Origin of the sequence: Zhengella mangrovi, assembly GCF_002727065.1 — a bacterium.
Classification (GTDB): Bacteria; Pseudomonadota; Alphaproteobacteria; order Rhizobiales; family Rhizobiaceae; genus Zhengella; species Zhengella mangrovi.
The window spans coordinates 60,902-84,988 of sequence record NZ_PDVP01000014.1; the positions used below are offsets into that span (position 1 = coordinate 60,902).

The window sequence follows — 24,087 nt, forward strand, 5'->3', positions numbered from 1 at the left end:
GCATTCGCTGGAGCATTTGCTGCGCTTTCGCCGGAACTGGCCTATGCCGCATAGAGGACGCCCACGTAGACGGCATAGCCGGCCAGCATGGCCGCGCCGGCGAGCCTCGGAATGCGACTGGCAAAGCGCAGTATCGCCAGCAGCAGGAGCGCGCTTATCACCATCACCGGAATGTCGAACTGCTGCATGGCGGTCGATACGGGAACCGGGGTGACGATGGCGGTGATGCCGAGGATGCCGAAGACGTTGAAGATGTTGGAACCCACGATATTGCCCAGCGAGACGGCGGAGTTGCCCCTGATGGCGGCCACGAGCGACGTGGCGAGTTCGGGCAGGCTCGTGCCGACAGCGACAATGGTCAGGCCGATGACTGCCTGGGACACGCCGAGCGACGTGGCAATCGTCGTCGCCCCGTCAACGAGAAGACGGGCACCGCCGAACAGTGCGGCCAGGCCGAGCGCGGTGATGAGCAGCAGCGCCGGAACGGAGGTTGTCTCCCGAACCGTCTCTGTGTCCGGGTGGTCCCGGCGCGATGACCGGAAGGCGGCGACGAGAAACGCACCGAGCATGCCCAGCATGACGATACCGGCCGCCATCGAGATCGTCCCGGTCAAGGCGATCCCGGCGACCACGAGCGCGGCACCCGCCATGACCATCGCTTCGCGCCGGACGCCTCGATCCCACGCCATGATCGGGGCAATCAGCGTCGAAATGCCGATGATCAGCAGCACGTTGGCCGTGTTGGAGCCAATCACGTTTCCGAGCGCAATGTCGCTTTCGCCAGAGAGCGCGGCATCCAGCGAGACGAGGAGTTCCGGCGTCGAGGTGCCAAAGCCGACGATGGTCAGGCCGATGACGAGTTCCGAGACGCCGAACCGGCGGGAGAGCCCGACGGCACCGCGAACCAGCGCCTCGCCGCCGGCGAACAGGAGGACGAGGCCAGCGCAAACGAAAAGCCACTCGGTCATGAATTTTCCTGATTGTTCATCGGGTCAGTCTCTGCATCCCAGGCAAGCATGGCGACCTTGGCGGTGGCGGCAAGCGAGGCGGTGATGGCAAGGCCGTAGAGAAAAAGCGTCGGCGTCGGCGCGAGATGCATCAGCCCGCTGAACGCCCAGACCATGGCGAATGCGCCGGCCAGGGCCTCCGTCGCGAAAAAGACGGTGACGGCAACTGTTCCGATCATGGTGGCGAGAGAGATGACACGCGAATGCTGTGCCGGATATGAGGGCTGATCCGGCTGAACCGCGAAACCATTTTCGCTATCCGTTGAACCGTTCAGATGCTCAATGCTGTTGTTTTTACGCAATTCCGGACGCGAAACCGGGGTCCACTTTCGCTGGAATTGCTCTAGAGGCGACGACATGCGTCACATGGTCCTTGAAGACCGCTACCACGAACGGAGCGGGGCCGACGATAGATGTGGGGACGGGTGCCTGGACACAAGAGCGGCGATGACGCGGGCGGAAAATTTTTTCGCCCGTCGCAAGCAGCGCCGGCAAAGTCGCCCGTCCCGGGCCGGATGGAATTGCCTTTCTTCGTTCCTGTGATTGTCATACTCGGATTCCGGAGCGCCCGGTGCCATCATCACGGCCGGGATAGGGTGTGATTCCAACGGGAGGAACCTGGACCAATGAGTGACAAGACGGTGAACGCCGACCTGGCCGGAGGAATCGCGGGGCAGCGTGTCCTGATCACCGCCGGTGCGGCCGGCATCGGCCTTGCCATCGCCGAGCGGCTTGCGGCCCACGGCGCGCGGCTCTTCGTCTGCGACGTGTCCGAGGACGCGCTGGCAACGTTCGGCGAGCGGTTTCCCGACGCCGGGCGGATCCGGGCCGACGTGTCGGACGAGGCTGACGTGGCGCGCATGTTTTCCGCTGTCGACGGGACGCTGGGCGGCCTCGACGCGCTGATCAACAATGCCGGCATCGCCGGACCGACCGGTGGCGTGGACGAGATCTCGCCGGCCGACTGGCGGCGGTGCATCGACGTGTGCCTGACGGGACAGTTCCTTTGCGCGCATCATGCCGTACCCATGCTCAAGGCCGCAGGCGGCGGGTCCATCGTCTCCATGTCCTCGGCGGCGGGCAAGTTCGGCTACGCCTTCCGCACTCCTTACGCGGCGGCGAAGTTCGGCATCATCGGCTTTACCGAAAGCCTGGCCAAGGAACTCGGACCGTTCAATATCCGGGTCAATGCCATCCGTCCGGGGATCGTCGAGGGCGAGCGCATGTTCGGCGTCATCCGCGACCGGGCCGCCCAGGTGGGTGTGTCCTACGAGGCGATGGAACGGGAATACCTGGCGAAGATCTCGCTGCGCCGGATGGTCACGCAGCAGGACGTGGCGGCGATGGTCGCTTTCCTCCTGTCGGATGCGGGTGCCAACCTGTCGGGCCAGTCCATCGGCGTCGACGGCAACATGGAGACCCTGTGACATGGAACGCGTAGCCATCATCGGTGCCGGGTTCATCGGCCGGGCCTGGGCCATCACCTTTGCCCGCGCGGGCCATTCCGTCGCGCTGTGGGACCAGGACGCGGCGGCGCCGGCCCGGGCGCTGGATTTCATCGGCGGCGTCCTTCCGGATCTTGCCGCCAACGACCTGTTGAACGGGGCCGCGCCGGATGAGGTGATCGGCCGGATCCAGCCGGAACCGGATCTCGAACGGGCGCTGGCGGACTGTATCCACGTGCAGGAAAACACCCCGGAACGGCTGGAGGTGAAGACCGAGGTCTTCGCCATGCTCGACCGGCTTGCCCCGGCCGACGCGGTGCTTGCCAGCTCAAGCTCGGCGCTGCTGCCCTCCGCGTTCACCGAGGCCCTGCCAGGCCGGCACCGCTGCCTGGTCGTTCACCCGATCAATCCGCCCTACCTGGTGCCGGCCGCGGAGGTCGTGCCTGCCCCCTGGACGTCCGGTGCGGTGGTCGAGCGGACCCGCGCTTTCATGGCCGGATGCGGGCAGTCCCCCATCGTCATGAAACGCGAGCTCGACGGCTTCGTAATGAACCGGATGCAGGGCGCACTGCTCGAAGAGGCCTTCCGCCTGGTCGCCGACGGCTATGCCAGCGTGGAAGATATCGATACCGGCATTCGCGAAGGCCTTGCGCTGCGCTGGTCGTTCATGGGGCCGTTCGAGACCATCGACCTGAACGCGCCGGCCGGCGTGCGCGACTATGCCGAACGCTACGAGGGCATCTATTCCAACATCTTTCCGCAGATGCAGCGGCGCGTCGACTGGACCGGCCCGGTGATGGACACGATCGAAGCGGAGCGCCGGGCTGCGCTGCCCGCCGACCAGCTTGGCGCCCGGCAGGCGTGGCGCGACCGCCGCCTGATGGCACTGGCGGCCCACAAGCGGCGTGCCGGCGAGGATATCGGAGAGTAGGACGTTTCGGCGGTCCGCCGAGCCGCAGCACGGCACAAACCCATAATTTCCTGTCAGGTCCGGACGCGACGCCGGTCCCCATTTTCACTGGAATATCCAAGAGGGAGACAAGCACCATGGCCACCCAAGGCAAGATCATCATCACATGCGCCGTTACCGGGGCGATCCACACGCCGACCATGTCCCCCTACCTGCCGATCACGCCCGACGAGATCGCCAATGACGCGGTTGCGGCTGCCGAGGCCGGTGCGGCGATCCTGCACCTGCATGCGCGCAACCCGGAAACGGGGCAGCCGGACCAGACGCCGGAGGCGTTCGCGCGCTTCCTGCCGCGCATCAAGCAGGCCACGAACGCGGCCATCAACATCACGACCGGCGGAAGTCCCTACATGAAAGTGGAAGAGCGGGTTCGCCCGGCGGCGCAGTTCAAGCCGGAGGTGGCCTCGCTGAACATGGGGTCGATCAACTTCGGCCTCTATCACCTCGTCGACAAGTACAAGGAGTTCAAGTTCGACTGGGAGCGGCCGCATCTGGAGGCGACACGCGACCTGGTGTTCCGCAATTCCTTCAAGGATATCGAGTACATTCTTGAGACCTGCTACGACAACGGCACGCGCTTCGAGTTCGAGTGCTACGACATTGCGCATCTCTACAATCTCGCCCATTTCGCAGACCGCGGCCTTGTGAAGCCGCCGTTCTTCGTGCAGTCCGTCTTCGGCCTGCTGGGCGGCATCGGCAGCCATCCGGAGGACGTGTCCCACATGAAGCGCACGGCCGACCGGCTGTTCGGATCGTCCTACCGATGGTCCGTGCTGGGCGCGGGCGCTGCCCAATTGCGGGTGGCGGCACAGGCCGCGGCGCTCGGCGGCAATATCCGCGTCGGGCTCGAGGACAGCCTTTGGGCCGGCAAGGGGAAGCTTGCGACCTCCAACGCCGACCAGGTGCGGCTGGCGCGCAAGATCATCGAGGGCCTCGGCATGGAGGTCGCCACGCCGGACGAGGCGCGCGACATGCTGTCGCTGAAGGGTGGCGACAAGGTGGAATTCTAACGGCGACCCCTGGGGGAGAACGGGCGATGGCGCCTCGCGCCCGTGCGTTCTCCCGGTCCCGGTCCGGCCACCCGGCGTCCGCTAGCCGGCGCGAGGCAGCGGGATCTCGATCCGGCAATGGAAGCCCTGGTCATCCAGACGTCGCGTGAGCTTGCCACGCAACTGGCTTTCGATGGTCATCTGCAGCAGCTTGGTGCCGAAGCCCGATCCGCCGCTTGCGGCCGTCGCGCGCGGCGCCGTGGACGTTTCCGTCCAGTCGATGTCGAGGACCGTGTTGTCGCGAAGCGTCCAGGAGACGGAGAGGCTGCCGTCCGGGGTCGCCAGCGCACCGTATTTCAGCGCATTGGTGACCAGTTCGTGGATCGCCATGGCAACGGGCTGGGCCAGGGCGGGATCGAGGATCACCGGCGGGCCCTGCAGCGAAGCCCGCGGCTCCTTGGCCGACAGGTAGGGTGCGAGTTCGCCCTCCAGCAGGTCCGACAGCCTTGCGCCGACCCATTTCGATTCCGACAGGAGCCCCAGCGTCTTGGCCAGCGAACTGATCCGGTCGAGAACGGAGGCCCGGAAGCTCTCGATGTCGTCGGCCCGGACAAGGCGGATGAGCGCCTGCGAAACGCCGAGCATGTTGCGCGCCCGGTGGTCGATCTCGCGCATCATGGCCTGTTCGCGCAGCGCGGTCCTTTCCTCCTCGATCGCCTGGTTCGCCACCGCGAAGGCGTGTTCGACGGTGGCCACTTCCTCGTCGCTCCACGGCCGCGCGCTGGCGCGGTGAACGAAGATCACCGAGTGCAGTTCACCTGCCCGGTGCGCGGGTATGGCCAGGACCGAGGCGGCGCCCTTCTGCGCCAGCATCCGGACATCGGGCTCGGCCGATCCCTCGGTGCAATCGATGCGCACCACGTTTCCCCTGGCCAGCGTGCGCGCAATGGAGTCCATGGATGCCCAGGGCACGATGCTGCCGGCCGGCTCGACGCCGTCGGCCGTCCACTCGGAGCGGATGGCCAGGTCCCGTGTGAGGGGATCGATTTCGCGGATTCCCACCCGCGCGGCCTGGAGGTGCGTTCCGAGCATCCCGCAGATCAGGTCCATCATGCTGCCGGGATCGGTGCCCGCGCGAAGCCCGTCGTTCAGTTTCAGGAGAAAGGCCGTTTCCCGCCGGGTCAGCACCTTGGCGGTCGTTTCCTGGCCCGAGTTGAAGATGCCCTCGATCGAGCCGTCCTCGCCCCGGATCGGGGTGAAGCTGTAGGACCAGTAGGTTTCCTCGACCAGGCCGAAGCGGCGCATCGGCAGCAGCTGATCGTCGACGAACAGGCCTTCGCCAGTCTCGATCACGTGGATGAACTGCGGCTCGATGACGTGCCAGATATCGGCCCAGACCTCCCTGGCCGGCTCGCCGAGGCAGGCGGGATGACGCGGGCCCGGAATGGTCGACCAGGCGTCGTTGTACAGGAGGCGGAGGTCCGGACCCCAGTAGATCGCAGTCGGGAACGCGGAATTCAGGCAGATGCCGAGCGCCGAACGCAGTGACAGCGGCCAGGTTTCGGGAGGACCAAACGGGTGGTCGGCCCAGGCGAACTCGCGGATGCGTGTCGCCATCTCGCCACTCCCGGCCAGAAAGCTCAACGGCGTCTTGTCGGGTCTCTGACGTTTCAGCACTCGCGGCAGGCCCCCGGTTCTTCCTGTTTACAGCATTAGTTGTATCGCAGTTTCTTTCGCAGGCAAGCGGGCAGGATCGTTCAGAACGGTGCGCGATTTGCGCCCGGACAAGACGGGATGCCTTCGGCATCGCCAAGGGGGCAGGGCAGCCCGGCGGCTTCAGATCAGCCGGAACAGGCCACCGAGGACAAACAGCCCCAGTTGGCCCTTGAAGGTCTGGCGAAACACGCCGGAGCCGAACAGCAGTGCCATGCGGCGGTGAAGCCGCGCGGTGCGCGCTTCGCGGAACAGTGCCAGCGTGCGTCGGGATTCGTCGTTCAACAGGTCCTCGCAGGCCTCGAGGTTGGCCAGGTTGCGATCGGTCCAGTCGCGGAAACGGCCCTGCAGGAAATAGCGCATGCGCAGGACGCGGGCGCCCCAGCTGTTGTTCTCGCCGACGAGATTGCCTTCGTGCTGCCGGTAGCGAATATCGGGAACAGGATTGTAGAACACACGGCCGCCGGCCCCGGTGATCAGCATGTAGCTGAACCAGTCATGGCTCACGAAAGGTCCCCGCCTGGCGGCCTTGCGCAGGATGGCGAAGGCGCAACGGTTCATCACCATCGTGTTGCCGCCGGCGATGGACTGCACCAGCGCATTCTGGAAGCAGGGCGGCTTGCGGAACAGCGGCGAGAAGCTTTCCCGTCCCGAGCGGAAGTTCAGCGTCCGGCCGCAATAGAGCGCCGGCGTGTTTGCCGGCTGGCTCGACAGCCAGGCAATGGCGTTTTCCAGCTTGTCGGCGTTCCAGATGTCGTCCTGGTCGCAAAACGCAACGTAATCAGCGCGTTGCGGTTCGTGACGGAGAATGAGCGAGCGAAAGTTTTCGGAGAACCCCCGGTTCGGACCCTCGACAACGGAGAAGCGTCCCTTCGGCCAGCGTGCCATGTGGTCTTCGAGCTGGCCCAATGTGCTGTCGGACGACGCGTCGTCGGATACAAGGATGTCGATCCGGCTCCATGTCTGGTCTTCGATGGAGCGCAACTGTTCGGCCAGGTAACGTTCGCCGTTGTGGGTCGCCAGAAGCACCGCAACCCGCCCAAGCGGATTGGACGTCTCATCCGACGTTTCATAGACCGGGTCGAAATCCCCGGTCCCCAAGCCTGCCCTGAAGCCAGACACGAAGTTCATAGCCTGCCCTGTTGCCAGCGTGCCGTTATTGGCATCTGCCCACCGACGTTCAAACTCCACATTATTCGTTTTATTCCGGTGAATGACAATTCGCATAATATAAATTGCTAATATTATGAGAGTCGACCCTGCAACGCCCGGTCGGGCGGCGCGGTCCACAGATCTGGCGGCGGCGATCAGGGATTGGCGGCGAGGTAGGCGGCGCAATCGGCCTCGCCGGAGTCCGACAGGCACGCTGTCACGGCGTCGGCCATCGGCATGGCCGTCTTGCGGAACACACGTTCCGGCAGGCCCGGCAGCGAAAAGGCGATGCGAACCGCTGCCGGCAGGGCAGCCCTGTCCTGCCACCGGTCCTTGAAGGCGATCCCATCGGGCGAATATTCGAACCAGACCTGCCCTTCGATCTCGGCCAGCAGGGTGCGGACCGTGCCGGCGCTGCCCGGGACGGGCTTGGTCACGGCCAGGGGGCCGCTGTAACGGATCACGTCCGTGCGCTTGCCCCTGGGTTCGAGGGCATAGGTCACCTCGTTGAGGTCCGCCGCGTTGTCGAAGCCGATGGCCGGCCTGGCAAAGACCATGCGGGCCGCATCACCGCTGAAGAAGACCTTGGGCCCGGTGTCGCTGGCGATCGTGATCGGTATCATCCCGTTGATTTCACGGGAAAAAGTTTCCGCCGTCCCGACTGCTGCGGCAAAGTCGCCGATGTTCCGGTTGAACTGCCCCCAGTTGCGCAGCATCGTACCGGTGATCTGTGCAAGGCCTTGCAGCACGAAGGCCGAGATCACGACGACCGCGATGATCTCGATCAGGGAAAAGCCCCGGGACCCGCCGGCGCGTGGCGCATCGCGGCGCTTCATTGCCCGCCACCATCCTCGGCCAGGAGCCGGGCCGGCAGCAGGAGCTGGCCCTGCCATGCCGTGCGCCCCGTCCGGGTCGAGACCAGCGCCACATTGACCAGTTCGACGCCCCTGGTGGCCAGTTCCTGGCGCTGGCGGTCGGAGAAGCCGGCGGAGCGCTCCATCCGCATGACCAGCGGATCGGGCATGTCCGGTATCTGGCCGCGCCGGATCTGCCCGATCACGCCCAGGGCCAGTTGCTCTTCGGCCAGAACGGTTTCGACATTGTCGACGACGACCTTGCCGGAGCGTGCGGAAACGCCGCCGATCCGCGCCAGCGCGCCAAGGACGACGCCCATCACGGCCAGCGCCACGAGCACTTCCAGCAGGGTGAAGCCACGCGTGCCGCCGCGCCTGCCGGGCGTCATGTCAGTACTCCTTCGCCGTGCCGGCGACATCGAGACTGGAGGTGCCGACCAGCCAGTTGGTGCGGATGACCGCGCGCAGGCCCTCGATCGACAGAGTGATCTGCGAGCCACAGGAGCGGCCGTCGGGCAGGAAGACAACCTCGATCACGGCGCCGTTCTGGCGACAGCGGGTCGATATCTCGTGGCTGATGGCGACGTCCCCCGGAACCGTGACCGGCTCGACGGGCGATCCTGCCAGCCGGGCGGTGCGCCGCGCGGTATCGAAGGTCATCCGCGTTTCATGCCCGGTGCGGATGGCCAGGAGGCGGGACTCGCGCAACAGCGATGTCATGGCGGTGGCGACGGCGCGCAATTCCGCCCGCGAGGTGCCGCCGAACAGGCGCGGCAGCGTCAGGCTTGCGAGCATGGCGATGATGGCCATGACAGCGACGGTTTCGAGCATGGTGAACCCGCGCACGCCGCGACGGCGGGCGTGGCGCGCCGGCATCCTACTGGCCCAGCGTGCTGGCCAATCCCGGCGACGTCACCTGGAGCGGTCCGTTCGGCCCGGACAGATTGTAGGTGTATTCCGATCCCCACGGATCGAGCGGGACCTTGCCGTCGCGCAGGTAGGGGCCGTTCCAGTTCTGGACGCTTGTCGGCTTGGTCACCAATGCCTGCAGGCCTTCCGACTTGGTCGGATAACGGCCGGCGTCGATGTAGAACAGGTCCAGTGCGCTGGTCAGCGCGTTGATCTGGAGTTCGGCGCTCTTCTGGCGCGCATCGCCGACATAGGCCAGCACGCGCGGACCGACGAGGCCGGCGATCAGGCCGATGATGGTCAGCACCACCAGCATTTCGACGAGGGTGAAGCCGCGCGTCTGCTTCCGCCGGGCCGCCGCAGGCCTGGCCGTGCCCGGTTTGCGGATGTCTGCTCGTGTCATTTTTTCCGCCCTGGTCATCTTCCTGCCCGCCCCTTCCGGGGCGTTTCCATCCTGCCCTGGGTTCACAAGCCGACCATGTCGTTGATCGACAACAGAGCATTCATGATTACCACGATCAAACCGCCAATAACAGTACTTATGAGGACGAGGACCACCGGGCCGACGATCGCCAGGACCCGCTGGAGGTGGCGCTGCGCGCGGGCTTCGTAGAGGATGCCGGCCCGCGCGGCGAGAGCCTCGATCTGGCTCGACTGCTCGCCCAGGCGGATCATCCGCAGGGCCAGGTCCTGCAGGTTGGCGTTCTCGTCGAGAACGTCTGCGAGCTTCATGCCGCGCCGCAATCCGGCCACCGCGTCGCGGCTGATCTTCGTCTCCGCCGGGCCGTCGACGGCCAGGCCGATCACCGAAAGGGCGGTGGGCAGGTCGACGCCGGCGCGCTGGGTCTGGGCGATGAGGGTGCAGATGCGGCCGTCGCGGAAGGTCTTGGCGATGGTCCCGGCCACGGGCAGCCTGAACAGCGCGCGGCGCAGCAGGGAGCGCAGGCGTGCCGACCGGGAGGCGATCCAGGCGGCGAGGATGGCGACAAGCGCCAGGACCATGATGAGGTCGCTGTTGTCGCGGATCAGCCGCGACACGGCGAAGATGTAGCCGAGCGAATCGTCGCCACGGTTGAGCGTGGCCAGCACGGGTTCGAACTGGGGCAGAACGTAGATCAGGAAGAAGACCATGATCGTCAGGGCGCCCAGGAGCAGAAAGGCCGGGTAGCGCAGGGATGCCGAGATCCGTGCGACGACACCGGCGCGCAGTTCCCGGTCCTCGGCGATCTGGCCGAGCGTGACGCCGAGGTCGCCCGTGCTTTCGGCGAGGCGGATCATCTCGATCTCGACCTGCTCGAACAGATTGCCCTGTGCCTGCATGGCCTGCGACAGGCTTTCGCCGTTTTCCAGCCGGCGGTGGATGTCGGTCAGCAACTGGCGGGAGTTGCCGAATTCCACCTCCTGCAGCATCAGTTTCAGGGCCTCGTCGATGCGCAGCCGCGACTGGACCAGCGCGGCGAGATCGGAGAGCAGGATGGTGATGTCCGCCTGGCTGACCGAGCGCGAGAACAGGCCCGACCGGCCGAATCGCCGTACCTGTTCGGCCGCCGGCGCAACGCGGACGACGATGAGGTCGCGGGCTTCTATTTCCCGGACCGCGGCATGGGAATCGGTCGCGGTGATGCGGCCCTTCTGCAGGGCGCCGTCGGCGGCAATGGCTTCGAAATCATAGTCGGCCATGGCAGTGCCGGTTCACGCTACAGGTAGGCGGCAACGCGGAAGATCTCCTCGGGAGAGGTGATGCCTTCCGCGCAGCGGCGCCGTGCGTCCTGGGGAATGGTGGTCATGCCGGCCGCCATCGCCAGGTCGCGCAGATCGAGTTGCGATGCCCGGTTGCCGATCGCCTGGGCGATCTCGTCGGTGATCATGAACACCTCGAAGACCGGTGTCCGTCCCTTGTATCCCGTGCCGGCGCAGCGGCTGCAGCCATGGGCCCGGAACACGCGCTCGCCCTCGACGAAGCCGAAAACCCGGTAGCGGGCGTCGCCGGCAAGGTCCGCCGCGGAGATGGCCTGCTCCTTCTTGCAGGCCGGGCAGAGCACGCGCACCAGGCGCTGCGCGATGATGCCGCGCAGGTTGCTGGCGATCATGTAGTTCTCGACGCCGAGGTCCTGCAGGCGGGTGAGGCCGGACACGGCCGTGTTGGCGTGCAGCGTCGTCAGCAGGAGGTGGCCGGTCTGCGATGCCTGGACCGCAGCCTTCGCGGTCTCGGTATCGCGGATCTCGCCGACCATGATGATGTCGGGATCCTGGCGGAGGAAGGACCGGATCGCGGCGGCGAAGGTCAGGCCGATCTCGGGATGGACCTGGGCCTGCACCACGTTCTTCAGGCGGTACTCGATCGGATCCTCGATGGTGACGATCTTCTTGCCGACATCGTTGAGTTGCGACAGCGCGGTGGCCAGCGTCGTGGTCTTGCCGCTGCCGGTCGGCCCGGTCACCGCGATCATGCCGTAGGGATGGTCGAGCAGTTGCCGGACCCGGGCAAGGTCGTCCGGGCTCATGCCCATCCGGTCGAGGGTGGACAGGCGCGCGCTGCGGTCGAGCAGGCGGATGACGACGCTTTCGCCATCGCTGGTCGGGAGGGTCGAAATGCGCAGGTCGATATCGCTGCGATGGATGTCGAGCCGAACCGCGCCGTCCTGCGGCTTGCGCTTCTCGGCGATATCGAGCTTGGCAAGCACCTTGATGCGCGAGACGATCGCGTTGGCAAATTCGGCGGGCCGGTCCGGCATCTTGCGGAGCACGCCGTCGACACGGTAGCGCACGCCCAGGCCCTCGCCGTTGGGCTCGAGGTGAATGTCGGTGGCGCGCAGGTCGATGGCCTGTTCCAGCAGTTCGTTGACAATGGCGACCACGGGCGTGCCGCTTGCCAGATCGAGCAGCATTTCCAGCGCGGGACGGTTGCGCCGCGCCGATTCAGCGGCGCTCGCCGCGGAGTCCGAGGGGCCGTAACGCTGGGCTTCGAGAAGAATGTCGAGGTCGTCCAGCGGCGCCAGGGCGACGATGGTCTGGCGCCCGATCGCCTTGATCGCAGAACGGATGGCCGCCGTGCCGAAGGGATTGCTTGTCAGGAGGGTGAAGGGCGGGTTCTCCGGATCCGCTTCCGGCGCCAGGGGCAGCTTGTGGCCGGCGACGAGCCGGTTTTCCAGCATGAAGGTTCCGGCCAGCGCGTCCGGTTCCGGCCGGAACGATGCCGGGGTGATGTCGGTCTCCACGGGCAGGCCGAACTGTTCACCCAGGAACCTTGCCAGGTCAGGCGCCGAGATGGTGCCGGTCTCGACCAGCCGTTTCAGGTGCACGTAGCGCACTTCGGTCTCGGGCTTTTCCGACCCGGCCAGCTTTTCGGCGGTATCGAGGTCCAGGAGGTCCCGCTCGACCAGGCTGTGCAGGAAATGCTGCAACGTGTTTGCGGGACCCATCTGCATCGACTTCCTGTGTGAAACACACCACGCGGCATTGCGGCCCTGACGGCGGCCGAAACAGGTTCATCGGGCGGTCGGGGCAGTCACGAAGCCGAGTATTGCCATTGCAAACGCCCAAAGCCAAGAATATTCATCTTCCGGTGTTCCGGCAAACATAGTGCAATCCGATCGGGCCGGTACACTGTTCTGGGCGAGTGTCATCGTCGGGCTTCATCGCACTGCAGGGAAAAGAGGTGGAATAGACATGACTTCGACCGGGCCAATTCGCTGGATGCCGAGCGACCAGGTGATGAACTCGAAATGCCCGGTCTGCGGTACGAGCGGCGACCAGCCGCACGTGCTCGACATGTCCGTCGCCACCTCGCCGGAGGGTCCGCTTCACCTGCTGCGCTGCACCGGGTGCGGCAGCGGCTACGTGCACGAGTTCCGCTACCCCGACTACCAGAACTACGAGATCACCAAGGAGGCCGTGCGCTTCTACGTCGAGCAGGGTGCCGGCATGGACATCCTGTCCCGCCCGGCGACCCTGGCCCACAAGACGGGCGCCAGGAATTACCTGGAAATCGGCTGCGGTTTCGGCTTCGGGGTCGATTTCGCTGCCCGCACCTTCGACATGAACGCCCGCGGCATCGACCCGGCCCCGCAGGCAAAGGCCGGCCGTGACGCGCTCGGCATCGACATCGTGCCCGACTACCTGACCAGCGAGAGCGCCAGCGTCTTCGGCCTGCAGGATATGATCGTCGCCATGGAGGTGATCGAGCATATCGTCGAGCCGCAGCCCTTCCTCAAGATGATCAAGGACAACCTGACGCCGCAGGGCATCGTCGTGATGTCGACGCCGAACGTGGCGGCCCTGGCGGAGCGGGAGTCGCAGATGCTGCTGCCGGTGCTTTCGCCCGGCTTCCACGCCATCCTGTTCTCCGCCGAAGCGCTGAAGAACGAATTCCTCAAGGCCGGGTTCGGCTACGCCGCGGTCCGCGACGAGCCGACGTCGCTGCTGGTGGTCGCGACCGTGGACGGACGCGAGATCTCGCCGGACCTGGAGATCGATGGCGAAGCCTTCGCGACCTACACCGGCGATCGCATGGCAACGGTTTCGGGGGACGACTCGCTCTGGTCCGGTTTCGCCTACCGGCATTTCAAGGCGCTGGTCAATTTCGGCTTCTACGATCGCGCCAGGGAGGCGCTCGGCGGGCTCAGGAAGGAATACCTGGCGCGTTTCGACATCGATATCGGCAACCCGGCGCTGTTCGCTGCGCGCTACCACATTGAAACCGAGCGCATGCGCAAAGGCGAAAAGGTATCCGACTGGCGGGCCAATGCGCCCTTCCATATCTGCAACCTGTTCTATTTCATCGGCGTGCTGAAAATGAACACCATCGGCGAGGAAGCGGCCTTCGACTATTTCTGGGCCGCCGTCCGGGTGGCCGAGGGGCAGATGGCCTATTACAAGGCAGGCGGCTATGGAGACGGTGAAACCGAGGTCCTGGCCTGCTACTCGTCGCTCTACCTGGCGCGGTGCGCGCTTTCGCGAGCCGGTGAGGTTGGCGACGCCAGTTCGCTCTGATCATGGGCCGCGGCCTTCAAGCATTTCCGGTGCCCGCTGAACCGCTCCATTGTTCTATCTCCTTGTTTTCAAGGAATTCCGGGCACGAAACCGGTGTCCACTTTCGCTGGAATTGCTCTAGCCATTCGGCTCCGGGCTTGGCAGTGTTGAAACCCGGCCGCAGTTGCTTCACTCCGGTCGAGGCTCGGACACGGAAAGGCGCAGCTTGACCCCGGCGATTCGGACACCGCTCATCCTGCTGGACCGCTGGGCCCAAACGCTGGCGGAGGCGTTCTCGGGCCAGGCGTCCAGCATGGTGATCACCGCGTCCGGCGACGGCTTCGTGGACAAGGATGGAAATGCGGTTGCACTTCCCCTGGAGGTCCGGCCGAGGCGGACGGTGCGCTGCGAACTCGACGCCGAACGTGTCGTGTTCGTCGATCTCCCGATCCCGCCGGGTGCCGAGGACCACGTCGACGGCATCGTCAGCAGCAAGCTGCCGCAGGTAAGCCCGTGGAAGGTATCGGACGTCATCTATGGCCATGCGTTGCGACCGCGCGACGAGGCCGGCGGCCTGGTGACCATCGCCATCATCGGCAAGGCGGATGTGCCGTCCATTCCGTTCCGGGGCAAGGGCGTGCCGGTGACCTATTGCGTCCGGACGCCGGCGGGAGACCGTATCGATTTCCGCCAGCCTGCGGCCGGCGGCCGGCGGGAGAGGGCCGGGAAGGTAACGGCAATCAAGGCGCTGCTCGTGCTTTTGCTGCTCCTGACCGTCGGCCCGCTGATCGCCGGTCCGGTCCAGTCCTATTTCGTGAACCGGGACCTGTCGGCCATCAACCGGGCGCAGGGCGCGTTGCGCGCCAGGCTGGAGCGGCAGTCGAGCGGCGAGGCCGCGGCCGATGCTCCGTCCCGCCAGTTGAGCGATGCGCTCAACCGCCGCCCGTCGCGGCTGGCGGTCGTCGCCGCGCTCGCGCACCTGCTGCCGGACAGCGTTCACCTGGAGTCGCTGACGATCGAGGGCGATGTCCTCGGTTTCACCGCGATCGCCGACGATGCGGCGATGGTGCTTCGCCTGCTCGCGGAAAGCCCGGTGTTCCGCAATGCCGCCTTCTCCGGGCCGACGGTCCGGGAGGAGGACAGCAACTCTGTCCGGCTCCAGATCAGCGCCGAGATCGCTTCCGGCGCGGATGCGGCCGGTGCGCTGGAGCAGTTGCTGCTGGCGGAGGTAAAGGGCTGACATGGCGCGGAGGATGACAGGACAGGCGTCCTCGACGCGGATTGCAAGTCTCGCGGCTTTCTTGCTGCTGGTTGCCGCGGCGCTTTGGTCGGTCCTGTCGCTGGCCATGGAGACCGGCCGCGACCTCGATGAACTGGCGCGCAAGCGCGCCCTGCTGGCACGCATGGAAGAGGTGGTGAAACGCCGCGAGCAATCGGCGGACGATCCGGCCGGCACGGTCGCGCAAGATCCGTTCCTGCAGGCGGAGAACGGTTCGGCCGCGGCGGCGCAATTGCAGGATCACCTGGTGCGGGAATTGCAGGCCATCGGCATCGCTCCGAAAACCGTGGAAGTACAGGCCCGCGACCTGGACCCGGACCTGCCGGAGTCGATCGGGCGCGTCCAGGTCACCGCCGAGTTCGAATTCCCGGAAGGCGACACCAGCCGCATTCTCACCATGGCCGAAAGCGCCTATCCGGCCCTGAAAATCGACCGGCTGGAAATCCGCGGGGCGGGCCGGCGCGGTGCCGACCTGGCGGATGTCGTCTACGCGGATGACTGGCGCAGGCTTTCCGCGACGCTTGCCGTGTCGGGCTACTGGCTGGTGGGCAACGATGCGCGATAGGCACCCGTTTCCCAGGCGGCGTGGCCGCCCCGAAGCCTGCCGGCGCCGGCGCGGCGCGGGAATGACGGCTGTGCTGGCGTTGCTTGCCAACCTGCTGCCGGCGCCGGCGAGTGCCTTCGACTTCGGACCGCTCAATGCCCTGGTCGACGCGCTGGGCGCGCCGGTCGAGGAACGGCCACTGTTCGACCCGGACCGCCGGCCGCCACTTCCGCCGCCGCCACCGGTTGTCGCGCCACCCGAAGCCCCACCCTCGAGCGCGCCGGTGGTCGTGGCACCGCAGCCGGACAGCTGGAAACTGCTTGGTATCGTGCGCGGCGAGGGTAACGACATGGTCGTCGTGCTCGACACGCTCAGCAACGAGACGTTTCGGCTTGCCGTCGGCGAGAGCCGCGACGGCTGGTCGCTTGTCGAAATCGGAAATCGCGATGCCCTGCTGGCGAAGGACGAGAAAACGTTTGCACTCGGCTTTCCGCGCGATAGTAAAGACTGACATGAAACAGTATTGCCGCTGAGCAATCGGGTATACCGGTCCGTACCGGTGTGTGGAGTTGGGGATGGGTGCCATCAGTCGGCGTATTCGCGCGTTGTACAACAAGGCGAACTGGTATTCGTCGCTGGCGATCAGCCACCTGCGCGCCAAGCTGCCCAACATCCGCAAACGGTGGCAAGGCGACCGTTTTTCGACTCCGGCGAAGAAACATGCCGTCTTCGTTCATTTCGACACCGAGGGCGTGATCCACGACTACGTAATCAAGTATCTCGACGACCTGCGCGATTGCGGGTTCGAGATCACGTTCGTGACCAATTCGCCGGAAATGCCGGATGAAAGTGTGGCGCTGCTGAAGCCGCTCTGCCGGCTGATCGTCCACCGCTACAATTCCGGCTACGATTTCGCGGCCTACCGCGACGGGATCCGCCAGATCCCGAATCTCGACCAGTGCGAGGCGCTGATCCTGGCGAATGACAGCGTCTACGGACCGCTTTTCTCGCTCAAGGACGAACTGGCCGGCCTCGACCCCGAGACCCTCGACGTCTGGGGCATCACGGACAGCTGGGAGTTCAACTACCACGTCCAGAGCTATTTCATGCTCTTCTTCCCCAGGGCGTTGCGGTCGAAGGCGTTCAAGAAATTCTGGAAGCGGTTTCCCAATCTCAACAACAAGCATTTCGTCATCAAGCGCGGTGAAATCCGGCTGGCCCAACGCCTTGCGCGCGACAAGCTGCGCATCAAGGTGCAATGCCCCTACTGGGAAGTGGCTGCCGACCACGTGACGCCGCTGCGCAGCTTTCTGTCGGCCAAGACCGTCGACAAGTTTTCACCGCTGCAGGTGCGCTGGCTCCAGGACATGGAAGACAAGATCGTGCTGGGTATCCCGCTCAATCCATCCCATTCGTTCTGGGAAAGGGTGATCAGGGAACGCGGCTGCCTCTTCCTGAAGCGCGAACTGATCCAGAAAAACCCGCTCAGCATCCCCTTCGTCTGGCGCTGGAAGGACGTGGTCGACGAGTGCACGGACTACGATTCCGACCTGATCAGCCGTCACCTGCATTCGCTGTAGCGGGTTCGGGCGGACGGTGCGGCGGATCGAAATAGGCGGCCAGAACGTCGGCTGACGGTCCGTCCATGATTACCTTGCCGTGTTCCAGCCAGATCACCCGCGAGCAGTTGACGGCGATCAGGTCGCGCGAGTGGCTGGCGAGCACGAGGATGTTGGTCTCGTCCACCATCTCGGCCAGCCGCCTGTTGGCCTTGTCGCGGAAATGCTCGTCGCCCGTCGACAGCCATTCGTCCATGATCAGGATATCCGGCTTGAGAATGGTCGAGATGGAGAAGGCCAGCCGCGTCTGCATGCCGGTGGAATAGGTGCGGTAGGGGATTTCCAGGAAGTCACCCAGTTCGCTGAACTCGGCGATCCGGGCATAGTAGTCGCGGAAGCGGGCGCCGGTGATGCCCATCATGGCACAGCGCAGGCGGATGTTCTCGCGGCCCGTCGCATCGGGGTCGATGCCCAGCGCCATGTCGATCAGCGGGAAGCTCTCGCCTTCGATGTGGCACGTGCCGGAGGTCGGCTCGTAAATGCCGGACAGCAGCCGCAGCATGGTGGTCTTGCCGGCGCCATTGTGGCCGATCAGGCCGACGCGTTCGCCGTCATGGATTTCCAGCGAGATCGAATCGAGGCCGCGAACGGTGACGACACCGTCGGCCAGGCTGCTGATGACGCCGCCGGTGGCGATGTTCATCACCTCGCGTTTCAGCGACCGGCTCTTGCCGTCAAAGACCGGGTAGTCGATCGTCACGTTGTCCAGCTTGATGGATGCCATGGGATGCTACAGCCAGAATGGGATGTGCCGCCTCGACCGCCCGAGGACCAGCAGGGCGATCAGCCATCCGGCGATGGCGCCGGCGATGCAGACCGTCCAGCTGACGGTTTCGGGGGGAGAACCCGTCAGCGGGTCGCGGACGATGGCGAGGAGATGGTAGAAGGGGTTGAACTTGAGCACCTCGATGATCGGCTTGCCGGCCAGGGTTTCCGGCAGCCACATGATCGGCGTGGCGTAAAAGAGAACCTGCAGCAGGTTCTGGACGATCTGGATGAGATCGCGGTAGCGGGCACAGAGCACCGACAGCACCGTCATGATCCACAACAGGTTCAGCGCCATCAGGATGAAGCCCGGAATGGCCAGCAGGACCGTGATGCCGGGCCCCTTGGCGACGATCAGCATGACCAGCGGGTAGATCAGGATGTTGTGCCCGAGCGTCACCAGGTTGCGGAAGAAAACCCGGATGACGTGCAGGAAAAAGGGAAGCCTGATCTGCAGGATGATGTTCTGCGACTGGATGAAGGCCGAGCAGCCCTCGGTGATCGCCCCTGACATGAAGGCCCAGAAGATCAGGCCGACGCTGACATGGGGAAGGTATTCGGCCAGCGGGAGGCCGAAAAGGGCACCGAAGATCAGCCCGAGCGTCCCGATGAGGATCGCCATGCTGATGGTGAGCCAGAAACCGCCGAAGAAGGACCGGCGATAACGCTTCGCGATGTCGTTCCAGCCGAGCAGCAGGGCGAACTCGGCCTTGTCGAGCGCCCCGCGAATGTCGCGCATGGAAACCTGGATGCTTGGTAACAGACTCAACGAAATGCCACTTGTGATGATGCGGACCATGATGCCGGCCCGGCGTGCCGTTTCAAGGCTACATAGCGGCTGGTCCGGCCCGCGTAAACCGGATGCCAATCGGCCGGACGGTGATTCTTGCCCGCCGCGCCGTTGCGGCCGGCCGGACCCGGTTCAGTCGATGCGGTCGAGCGGGCCGGAAAAGGACAGGATGCGGAAGGGACGCGGATCGTTGGCGAGCAGGGCGATATCGCCCTCGTAAATCTCCACGATGCCGGCGCTGGTGGAAATCGTCTCGGTGACGTGCCAGCCGCGCGACTGGGCCGTGGAGACGAGATTGCCGAGCACGGGATCGCTGCCGGCGATATCCGCCACGCTGTCGGTGGATTTTCCCTCGACCGCGACGAGCGCCTGGAGCCTCGACCTCGTGGTGGGGAGGATGCCCGGCACGTTGAGCAGGAGATCCGGGGACAGGAGGTCGGGATGGACCGTCGGTATGCCGGAACCGACCGTGACACGTGTCATCATCTGCCGGACCAGCCCGGCATCGAATCCCGGGACCTGCGCCAGTTCGAGCACGGACTGGAACGGCTTGTTCCTCGGACCGGTATTGCGGTTCGATCCGTAATCGATGGATTCGCTTGCCCCGTCGGTCAGCCGCTGCCCGTCGTCGTCGCGCCAGTCAATGATCCGGCCTGAAAGGGTGACGACGTCGTTCACGGGAACACCGGCCGCCGCCAGGGCCGCCTGGAGCAATTCCGGCGGCGCCGCGTTCAGGTCCACACGGCCGGCATTGTTGACGAAGCGGCCGGTGATCGTATCGCCGGCCTGCCGGTCGGCAAAGCTGCCGGACACCTGGGCCGCGGGATCCGTCCTCGCCATGATCTCGGCAGCGGCGGTCTCGAACCCGCTCATCGCGAGGGACGGCAGGCCGTGGCGTGCCGTCAGCATTCGCGTTTCACTGACGATGGAGGCCGTGTTGAGCCGGGTGGAGACCATGATCGCGGTCAGCAGCGACAGCGTGCCGAGCACGGTGAAGAGGATGAAACCGCGCGTTCTCCCGACGGTCTTTCCCGTCGGCTTGTTCATCCGAGATCGCCTGCGGCGGTCAGGTCCCCGCCGCCCGGGCCCGGGCCAGGGCCGGAACACCTGTCAGCCGCCGGCCGGCGCGTTCAGGCCGTCCCGCTGGATGGACTTGATGCAGCGGTTCTTCCTGAGCGCGGCAACCGCGCGGTCGGATGCCTCGATGACGAACTGCGGCGTGTATTGCATCTTCTTGACGATGGAATAGGACGTCCCCTCCATCGAGCGGGCGATGTCCTCGGCGCTGCGGTCCGGGCAATTGTGGGTGACGATGTAGCGTTTCATGGCGCCTCCCTTGCGTTCGGAGGATCTGCGGACCGACTTCTCGGCGGGCTTCATGCTGCCCATGGCCAGCGTGGGCGCCTGGATGGCGGCCGCGGCATGGCCCCCGGACCGGGTGTCCGTGCCGGAATGGATCGCCGGGATGGCCACGGCGGCGACCACGGCAAGAAATGCAAACTTGGACATGCGGTTCCTTTCTCCGATTCATCCCGTGAAAGCGAAGATGGCCAGGACAGTGCCCGGCCATCTTCAATTCTAGTTGGCGACTTTGTCGCAATTCCGAACGCGAAACCGGTGTCCACTTTCGCTGGAATTGCTCCAGGCCACGTCGCGCGTCCGCGTCACTGGGTGCGGACGGCCACGCTGGTCGCTCCGACCACCTGCGAACTCGCATTGCGGAAGTAGATATGCGCTCGGTTGGTGGCCGGGTTGTCGGCCACCGTGCCCGACCCCTGGGCGAGGACCACGAAGTAGTAGGTCTGCCCGGCCGTCGCCGTGAACGATGTGCTGGCCGCAAACGTGGTCTGGCAGACGCCGCTCGAATTGGCCCGGCAGATCGTCAGCGTGGCCGGCATGTTCGGGTCGGTTCCGCCGATGGCCTGCTCGGTCACGCTGGCCGTGACGGTCTGCGACGCACCGATGTTGATCGCGGCGACGGAGGCGGCCGACTGGCCGGTCGTGCCCGGGATCGAGATGTAGCCGGTGTTGCCGACTGTCGCGGCGATGGCCACCAGGTCCGCGATCGGCGTGGTCGAGGCGGTGTACTGGAAGGTGTTCACCCCGAAGATCGTGCCGGCGGGCGAGGTGTTGGTGCAGTCGAAGACGAGCGGGATGTTGCTCGACGCGGCTGCGGTCGGCGACAGGGCGAAGTAGAAGCCCTGCGATCCGCCGGCGGCGATGTTGACCGGCGTGTTCGCGGTGCCGATGGGCACGTTGGACGCGTTGGTCGTCTGGTAGAGGAAGGTGGTTCCGGCGATGGCGGACGGCAGGGCGATGCTGCAGCCGGTCGCCGCGGTGGCGTTGGGGTTGATGATGGTGGCGAAGGCCGTCACGGCCGTTCCGGTCTGCGTCGCCCGGGCCGTCGGCAGGACGGACGCGACGACCGCGCCGCCCGAAGATCCGCCGGTCGTCGAGATGTTCAGGTTGAACGTGCCGGTGTTGCCGCTGAAGCCGTCCACCGCAATGTAATAGGTCCCGGCATTCACGGCCATCTCGATCAGGGACGCCAGGTTGGTGCCGCCGTCATCGTTGGTCGCAAGCGTGGTCAGGGAACTGACCGACGATCCCGAGAACAGGCCGATGAAAGTGTCGAGAGCCGAGCCGTTGGTATCGACATGCAGGGTGGTCGAGCTCGGGATCGTGACCTTGTACCACACCGAGTTGTTCGGTGCGCTGAGTGCCGGCTCGCCGGTCTCGCTGGTCGCGCCGACATTCGTATGGCCTGTCACTGCATAGGGCAGGCTGGCAACGATGGCGTTGGCGAAGTTGTCGTTCGTCGGGCCGGAGCTGCCGCCGGCGCAGGTGCCTGCGCCAAGGGCATTACAGGCTGCCAGCATGTCGATGCGCGGCTTGGTCGTGCCGGCCGAGGTGATCGGGACACCAGTGGATTCCAGCGCGTTCTCGATCTCGGTCACGGTCTTCGTCGGGAACAGCGAGCGCAGCGCGGCGAAGGCGCCGGCAACGTGCGGCGCGGCCATGGACGTGCCGTTGTAGTTCTCATAGGTCGAGGTCGAGCTGACAGACGGACCATAGACCGACGACAGGATGTTGGAGCCCGGGGCCACGACGTCGATCAGGCTGCCCCAGTTGGAGAAGCTCGACCGCGAGTCCGACGTGTCCAGCGACGAGGCCACGGTGATGGCGCTGGAGATACATCCCGGGGCGCCGACCTGGTTGTCGAGGCCGTCGTTGCCAGCCGAAATGGTCGAGGCAATGCCAGCATTGCGCAGGTTCGTGATGATGGGCTGACGCGAGTCGTTGTCACAGGCGCTCGAGAAAGCACCGCCGCCGATACTCATGTTGACGGCGTCGATATTGTAGGTGCTGCGCAGGGAATAGACATGTTCAAGCGCAGCAATCATGTCGGACGTGAAGGCGAGGACGCAAGGGGTTCTCGACGCTGATCCGCACGAGGACGTGCTGCTGAACAGGCTGAAAACGTTGATCCCGATGATATTGGCCTGGTAGGCCATGCCATGCAGCGGTTCCCCGCTCTGGCGGTTGGTGTTGTTGCCGGCCGCGGTGCCAGTAACATGCGTGCCGTGGCTGCATCCGAATGCCGTCGTCGAGGCGCAGTCCGCGGCGGAACCGGAGGCCGTGGATTCTTCCAATCCGCCCGGACAGCGTGTCGTCGCGCTCTGGGCTGGAACAGTCGTGTTGAAGCAGGCTTCCGCAACCACGCGGCCCGGCGTGATGAACTCATGGGCCTTCTTCACGCCGGTGTCCATGATGGCGACCGTCCGGCCGGTGCCGGTGCCGCCTGCCGCCCAGACGGCCGGCATGTTGATGTGCACGGTGCTTTCGTCCATCACGGGCGGCGAAGCCACGTCCGGCTGGATGTGCGTCACGCGGCCGCTGGCCGCGATACGGTCGATTTCCTCCGCCGTCAGGTTCATGACGAGCATCTGGCTGTAGTTCATCCGCTCCGTGCCATAGACATCGGACAGCGGACCGTTGAGAACGCCGTCGGACGATCCGAACACGTCGGAAAGGACCAGGTCCTGAAGGGCGTGGTTGCGGGCGATATACTGGGCGTCGTCGTCCTTGGACCCGGCGGCATCCGGGGCGCCGAGGTCGGAGTTCTCATACTGGATGATGACGCGATAGCGGCCGGCGGGATTGTCGGCCATCATCTTGGCCAGGCTGTTCGCATCGACGATCTTGTCGAGTGTCGGGGCTGCCAGCGGGAGGCTGACGCTCTGCTGGGCCAATGACGGAACTGTTCCGCCGCCCATGGTCGCCAGCGTGATGCCGGCCACCGCGATCAAGTTCAAGGCGCTACTTCTGAGCGCCTGCCTAAAGATTCTCATGCGACAACCCTCCACCTCTACCAAGCTGGTTGTTTCTTTTTGCCCCTGTGAAAACACCATCTAGGCTATAGAAAAAGCATCGCTTTTCAACAAAATAAAATTCGTGGAAATTTCATCCAAAGCTTTTTCCGCGGCCCGTCCTAATACGCCGCAAGAACCGTAAGCCACAGAGAAACCGACAGGAACCCGCCGAAGGGCACATAGGTCCTTGCAAGGAGCGCCCGCCCGCGCCGGCGATTCCTCAAGATGGTGGCCGTGAGCGCTCCGATGCTGGCGACAAGCAGGAAGACGGGAAAGGCGTCGAGCGGCAGCCAGACGCCGGCTGCCGCGAACAGGACGAGGTCGCCCGGCGCGATCCCGGTGATGCCGCGCCAGGCCCGGTAGACGCGATTGACCGCCCAGAACAAGGCAAAAAGAAGCGCGCCACGACCCGCCGCCAGGGCCAGGTGCATGGCAACGGACCGTGCGGTTGCGGAGCCATCGCCGGTCAGGGCGACGGCGGCTGCGAATCCGAAGCCGAGCCCGACCATCCACGCCAGGGCGGCGTGGTCGATGCGGTAGCGGCGGAAGTCGCTGCGGGCTACGGCGAGGGCGACCGGCAGCATGAGGCCATGAGCGAGTGCCGGAAGCAGCGGCAGGACAAGCAGGGAGATCGCGAACCCGGCGGCGGCCGACAGCCAGGCCGCAGGGCCCGGCCAGGACGTGGATGCGTTCCCCGCCACCGGCCG

24 protein-coding genes are annotated in these 24,087 nt (G+C 65.4%); 8 read left to right on the forward strand and 16 right to left on the reverse strand.

The window, feature by feature from the left end; genetic code table 11:
- Positions 1 to 41 precede the first annotated feature (41 nt).
- Both CSC94_RS18440 and CSC94_RS24285 read right to left on the reverse strand, forming a co-directional pair.
- Positions 42 to 968 carry a calcium/sodium antiporter gene (locus CSC94_RS18440; RefSeq protein WP_099307842.1) on the reverse strand — a complete coding sequence of 309 codons (927 nt, stop codon included), beginning with the start codon at positions 966 to 968 and terminating at the stop codon, positions 42 to 44.
- Positions 965 to 1,366 (reverse strand): hypothetical protein, encoded by a 402-nt coding sequence (locus CSC94_RS24285; RefSeq protein WP_133122926.1) that lies wholly within the window; start codon positions 1,364 to 1,366, stop codon positions 965 to 967. Before CSC94_RS24285 ends, CSC94_RS18440 begins: the two co-directional genes overlap by 4 nt.
- Positions 1,367 to 1,633: 267 nt before the next feature.
- Between CSC94_RS24285 and CSC94_RS18450 the strand changes: the two genes are divergently transcribed.
- From CSC94_RS18450 to kce, 3 genes are all read left to right on the forward strand, one after another.
- Positions 1,634 to 2,434 (forward strand): SDR family oxidoreductase, encoded by an 801-nt coding sequence (locus CSC94_RS18450; protein WP_099307844.1) that lies wholly within the window; start codon positions 1,634 to 1,636, stop codon positions 2,432 to 2,434.
- 1 nt (position 2,435) lies between these two features.
- Entirely contained in the window at positions 2,436 to 3,383 is a 948-nt protein-coding gene (locus tag CSC94_RS18455; RefSeq protein ID WP_099307845.1) for a 3-hydroxyacyl-CoA dehydrogenase, read from the forward strand.
- A gap of 116 nt (positions 3,384 to 3,499) precedes the next feature.
- Positions 3,500 to 4,432 (forward strand): 3,5-dioxohexanoate:acetyl-CoA acetone transferase, encoded by a 933-nt coding sequence (kce, locus tag CSC94_RS18460; protein WP_099307846.1) that lies wholly within the window; start codon positions 3,500 to 3,502, stop codon positions 4,430 to 4,432.
- Positions 4,433 to 4,513: 81 nt separating this feature from the next.
- Here the strand turns inward: kce and CSC94_RS18465 are convergent, their stop codons facing one another.
- The 8 genes from CSC94_RS18465 to CSC94_RS18500 form a co-directional block, all read right to left on the reverse strand.
- Positions 4,514 to 6,028 (reverse strand): HWE histidine kinase domain-containing protein, encoded by a 1,515-nt coding sequence (locus CSC94_RS18465; protein ID WP_114647867.1) that lies wholly within the window; start codon positions 6,026 to 6,028, stop codon positions 4,514 to 4,516.
- A gap of 219 nt (positions 6,029 to 6,247) precedes the next feature.
- The gene (locus CSC94_RS18470) at positions 6,248 to 7,255 is read right to left on the reverse strand and encodes a glycosyltransferase (RefSeq protein ID WP_099307848.1); all 1,008 of its coding nucleotides are present in this window, start codon (positions 7,253 to 7,255) and stop codon (positions 6,248 to 6,250) included.
- A gap of 176 nt (positions 7,256 to 7,431) precedes the next feature.
- Entirely contained in the window at positions 7,432 to 8,112 is a 681-nt protein-coding gene (locus CSC94_RS18475) for a PulJ/GspJ family protein (RefSeq protein ID WP_099307849.1), read from the reverse strand.
- Positions 8,109 to 8,519, reverse strand: coding sequence for a PulJ/GspJ family protein (locus CSC94_RS18480; protein ID WP_099307850.1), 411 nt, complete (start codon positions 8,517 to 8,519; stop codon positions 8,109 to 8,111). Before CSC94_RS18480 ends, CSC94_RS18475 begins: the two co-directional genes overlap by 4 nt.
- A 1-nt stretch (position 8,520) precedes the next feature.
- The gene (locus CSC94_RS18485) at positions 8,521 to 9,006 is read right to left on the reverse strand and encodes a prepilin-type N-terminal cleavage/methylation domain-containing protein (RefSeq protein WP_099307851.1); all 486 of its coding nucleotides are present in this window, start codon (positions 9,004 to 9,006) and stop codon (positions 8,521 to 8,523) included.
- A gap of 1 nt (position 9,007) precedes the next feature.
- Complete coding sequence (gspG, locus tag CSC94_RS18490; RefSeq protein WP_099307852.1) at positions 9,008 to 9,442, reverse strand: type II secretion system major pseudopilin GspG; 435 nt, start codon at positions 9,440 to 9,442, stop codon at positions 9,008 to 9,010.
- 62 nt (positions 9,443 to 9,504) lie between these two features.
- Positions 9,505 to 10,719, reverse strand: coding sequence for a type II secretion system F family protein (locus CSC94_RS18495; protein ID WP_099307853.1), 1,215 nt, complete (start codon positions 10,717 to 10,719; stop codon positions 9,505 to 9,507).
- A gap of 17 nt (positions 10,720 to 10,736) precedes the next feature.
- Entirely contained in the window at positions 10,737 to 12,461 is a 1,725-nt protein-coding gene (locus tag CSC94_RS18500) for a GspE/PulE family protein (RefSeq protein ID WP_165784502.1), read from the reverse strand.
- 247 nt (positions 12,462 to 12,708) lie between these two features.
- Here CSC94_RS18500 and CSC94_RS18505 point away from each other — a divergent pair, with 247 nt between their 5' ends.
- From CSC94_RS18505 to CSC94_RS18525, 5 genes are all read left to right on the forward strand, one after another.
- Positions 12,709 to 14,031 (forward strand): class I SAM-dependent methyltransferase, encoded by a 1,323-nt coding sequence (locus tag CSC94_RS18505; RefSeq protein WP_099307855.1) that lies wholly within the window; start codon positions 12,709 to 12,711, stop codon positions 14,029 to 14,031.
- Positions 14,032 to 14,236: 205 nt separating this feature from the next.
- Positions 14,237 to 15,250 (forward strand): PilN domain-containing protein, encoded by a 1,014-nt coding sequence (locus CSC94_RS18510; RefSeq protein WP_099307856.1) that lies wholly within the window; start codon positions 14,237 to 14,239, stop codon positions 15,248 to 15,250.
- Between the two features lies 1 nt (position 15,251).
- A complete protein-coding gene (gene gspM / locus CSC94_RS18515) occupies positions 15,252 to 15,854 on the forward strand; it encodes a type II secretion system protein GspM (protein ID WP_099307857.1) in 603 nt (200 codons plus the stop codon).
- 61 nt (positions 15,855 to 15,915) lie between these two features.
- Entirely contained in the window at positions 15,916 to 16,344 is a 429-nt protein-coding gene (locus tag CSC94_RS18520) for a hypothetical protein (RefSeq protein WP_099307858.1), read from the forward strand.
- Positions 16,345 to 16,408: 64 nt separating this feature from the next.
- On the forward strand, positions 16,409 to 17,413 hold the full coding sequence (locus CSC94_RS18525; RefSeq protein WP_099307859.1) for a rhamnan synthesis F family protein: 1,005 nt from the start codon (positions 16,409 to 16,411) through the stop codon (positions 17,411 to 17,413).
- Here the strand turns inward: CSC94_RS18525 and CSC94_RS18530 are convergent.
- From CSC94_RS18530 to CSC94_RS18555, 6 genes are all read right to left on the reverse strand, one after another.
- Positions 17,388 to 18,176 (reverse strand): ABC transporter ATP-binding protein, encoded by a 789-nt coding sequence (locus CSC94_RS18530; protein WP_099307860.1) that lies wholly within the window; start codon positions 18,174 to 18,176, stop codon positions 17,388 to 17,390. The genes CSC94_RS18525 and CSC94_RS18530 overlap by 26 nt on opposite strands.
- A gap of 6 nt (positions 18,177 to 18,182) precedes the next feature.
- The gene (locus CSC94_RS18535) at positions 18,183 to 18,956 is read right to left on the reverse strand and encodes an ABC transporter permease (protein WP_165784503.1); all 774 of its coding nucleotides are present in this window, start codon (positions 18,954 to 18,956) and stop codon (positions 18,183 to 18,185) included.
- Positions 18,957 to 19,139: 183 nt separating this feature from the next.
- Positions 19,140 to 20,054: a type II secretion system protein GspK gene (locus CSC94_RS18540; RefSeq protein WP_099307862.1), complete on the reverse strand. Its 915-nt coding sequence runs from the start codon at positions 20,052 to 20,054 to the stop codon at positions 19,140 to 19,142.
- Between the two features lie 63 nt (positions 20,055 to 20,117).
- On the reverse strand, positions 20,118 to 20,516 hold the full coding sequence (locus CSC94_RS18545) for a hypothetical protein (protein ID WP_099307863.1): 399 nt from the start codon (positions 20,514 to 20,516) through the stop codon (positions 20,118 to 20,120).
- Positions 20,517 to 20,671: 155 nt separating this feature from the next.
- The gene (locus tag CSC94_RS18550) at positions 20,672 to 23,323 is read right to left on the reverse strand and encodes a S8 family serine peptidase (RefSeq protein WP_165784504.1); all 2,652 of its coding nucleotides are present in this window, start codon (positions 23,321 to 23,323) and stop codon (positions 20,672 to 20,674) included.
- A 176-nt stretch (positions 23,324 to 23,499) separates the two neighbouring features.
- A complete protein-coding gene (locus tag CSC94_RS18555; RefSeq protein ID WP_099307865.1) occupies positions 23,500 to 24,081 on the reverse strand; it encodes a prepilin peptidase in 582 nt (193 codons plus the stop codon).
- Positions 24,082 to 24,087 lie beyond the last annotated feature (6 nt).